Source organism: Microvirga aerilata (assembly GCF_016743775.1).
GTDB classification, from domain to species: Bacteria; Pseudomonadota; Alphaproteobacteria; order Rhizobiales; family Beijerinckiaceae; genus Microvirga; species Microvirga aerilata.
Window position 1 is genome coordinate 1 of the sequence record NZ_JAEQMY010000232.1, and the last position, 2,297, is coordinate 2,297.

At 54.8% G+C, this 2,297-nt stretch carries 4 protein-coding genes; 2 read left to right on the plus strand and 2 right to left on the minus strand.

What is annotated here, in order from left to right:
- Nucleotides 1-11: 11 nt before the first annotated feature.
- Complete coding sequence (locus tag JKG68_RS35105) at nucleotides 12-155, plus strand: DUF6894 family protein (RefSeq protein ID WP_376773253.1); 144 nt, start codon at nucleotides 12-14, stop codon at nucleotides 153-155.
- A gap of 84 nt (nucleotides 156-239) precedes the next feature.
- Here the strand turns inward: JKG68_RS35105 and JKG68_RS31910 are convergent, their stop codons facing one another.
- The gene (locus JKG68_RS31910) at nucleotides 240-536 is read right to left on the minus strand and encodes an integration host factor subunit alpha (RefSeq protein WP_202066395.1); all 297 of its coding nucleotides are present in this window, start codon (nucleotides 534-536) and stop codon (nucleotides 240-242) included.
- A gap of 246 nt (nucleotides 537-782) precedes the next feature.
- On the opposite strand from JKG68_RS31910, the gene JKG68_RS31915 reads away from it, so the two are divergent.
- Nucleotides 783-959, plus strand: coding sequence for a hypothetical protein (locus tag JKG68_RS31915; protein WP_202066396.1), 177 nt, complete (start codon nucleotides 783-785; stop codon nucleotides 957-959).
- Between the two features lie 43 nt (nucleotides 960-1,002).
- Here the strand turns inward: JKG68_RS31915 and JKG68_RS31920 are convergent, their stop codons facing one another.
- A complete protein-coding gene (locus JKG68_RS31920; protein WP_202066397.1) occupies nucleotides 1,003-1,752 on the minus strand; it encodes a LuxR C-terminal-related transcriptional regulator in 750 nt (249 codons plus the stop codon).
- Nucleotides 1,753-2,297 lie beyond the last annotated feature (545 nt).

Below are 2,297 nucleotides of genomic sequence, written 5' to 3' on the forward strand. Positions count from 1 at the left end.
AGGCGGCTGTCATGTCCGCCATGGAGGCCGTTGAGGAGCTTCGCGCCCTGGACCCCTCGAACTCAGATGAGTGGCACAGCTGGCGGCTTGAGATTGTTGATGCCACAGGTCAAGCAGTGCAAACGATCCCGCTTGATGTTCTCTCTGCTCATTAACCAGGTGTCGGAAGTAAGTCGGCATTGATGCGTACCAGGCCTCCAAAGACAGAACCCCGTTCGGCTCTACTCCGGGCGGGGTTTCTATTTGGGCCTGTTCACATGGGCTTTGAGAACATGCGAGGCGCTGAATGTAACAGCCCTGCGGGGCTCGATTGCCACTTCCACATTAGTTGTGGGATTGCGGCCGACGCGCTCACCCTTATCGCGGACTGTAAAGACGCCGAATGAAGAAAGCTTCACAGTCTCGCCAGTGGCTAGCGTGTCGCAAATCTTGCCAATGACCTGCTCGACCAGCTCAGCGGACTCATGCCTTGAGAGACCCGCCATCTGGTAGACGGCCTCTGCCAGGTCCATCCGGGTTACATTCTTGCTAGCCATCTCTCTGCCCCAACAACAGAACCCCGCTCGGGAAGAGCCGAATTGGGTTTCTCACCTCTCCAGAAGAATGCTGAGATTGATATCACTTTTGGACTACTCCATTAGCTTAGTTGCGGATCACGAAAGCGTGACTGTAAGGTTATGTCCAGCCCTCTTCCTTATCGGGATCAGCACCAACAATCAGCGCCCGAACGCCTGCGGGAGAGATGCTATAAGAGAACAACTCAGGTATATTAGGGGCATTCCATGGATACTCTTCGGCAGCAGGTCGAGCATGTTGCTCGCACGTTCTATGAGGCGCAGGAAGAAGCGCCAGACTGGGACAGCGAGCCCGACTTGATCAAAGACGAATTCCGTGAGTACGCTCGCGATGCCATAGCGCTTCTTGAGCAGCATAAAGCGCAGATGCTCGACGCGGCATAAGGCTGTTCCGGGAAGAGGGCCTCATCAAGGCCCCGCCAGTCCCCTACTCAGCAGCAACAATAGTGACGTCGTTAGCCGCAAGGTTCATGTGCTGTTGTGCCCACATGGCTGCCTGAGTGCGGTTTTCCACCTTCGCCTTCCTCAGGATGGCCTTGAGGTGCACTTTGATTGTGGCCTCCGCGAGCCCAAGCTCGCGCGCGATGAGCTTGTTCGAGGCGCCTTGAGTCAGGTGGCGCAGGATCTGGGCTTCTCTGGGTGACAGCCTGTTCGCAGTCGCCGCCGCAGATGGGTCGTTCGTTGGCATGAAGATGCCAACCCCATTGTGGCTCGCCCGCTGATGGCAAGCAGCGTCACTCAATAAGCTGGACGTCAGAGCTTGCGAGATGAAGGTTTCACCCAGCATCACCAGCTCAAGCGCCTTGATCAGGGGCTCGCGGTCCATCACCGTCGAGCAAAGCCCGTCCAAGCCCGCTTGGAAAGCCTGCACCATGGCTGTACGTTCTATGCGCTCGGTCAGCAGAACCACCCGAGCAGAAGGCCATTGCGCCTTCAGCCTCTCGATTGTCTCGGCCAACTCATCAGCCACTTGGTCGGCGTGAATAAGACACAGCATCGGCAGTTCTGATGCTTGTTTCGGCAGTTCGTCTGAGATGACGAACTGCGTGCCGGAAAGGATGTGGCTGATGCCGCTGCGGATGAGCGTATTCTGGCAGACTAGAACGGTCGTCACATACGACGATGCATTCTGAGCAATCGAGAGGATTTGCTCATTGTAAACGACGTCATGGTTCATGCTTATTAGCCCCTATTGATGTTCTGCAATGTGCGTCCGGAACGACCCGCGCCAGCCACCAGCACTCACTTAGGAGGAGCCTTGGCGGAAGGGCGATACATCCCGGGAAGGGTCCATGTGACCTGGACCTGCTTGGCTGTAACGACATAGGCCCAGCTTGGTTCCTCCAACGAGATTAGCTCCTAAGAGGTAGTTGCCAGCCTGGATGCAGATGAGGCTCGGAAGGGCTTGGCTTGCCAGCTAGTCTCCTGGGTCCGCTCGGCAGACGAGTTGGACTCAGGAATCAATAAAGACCTAAAATGCTCATCGTTAGGCCTATGGTCCCATTCGCCACGATTTTGCCTTACTCCGCATGCAGAATACGTCCAACAAGAAAAAATAATTAAAATTTGTGGCTTGAAGTATTGTTAGCCTGCGCAGCGTAACCAGACTGTATTGTTTAACCTGTTCTGCTCGGGTTCATAGTACCAGTAACTTCTTCATATTAATCAAAAACTCTATTCAGAAGCCTCGCAAAAGAGGCTCGATAGATTTGGGGCAGAAAT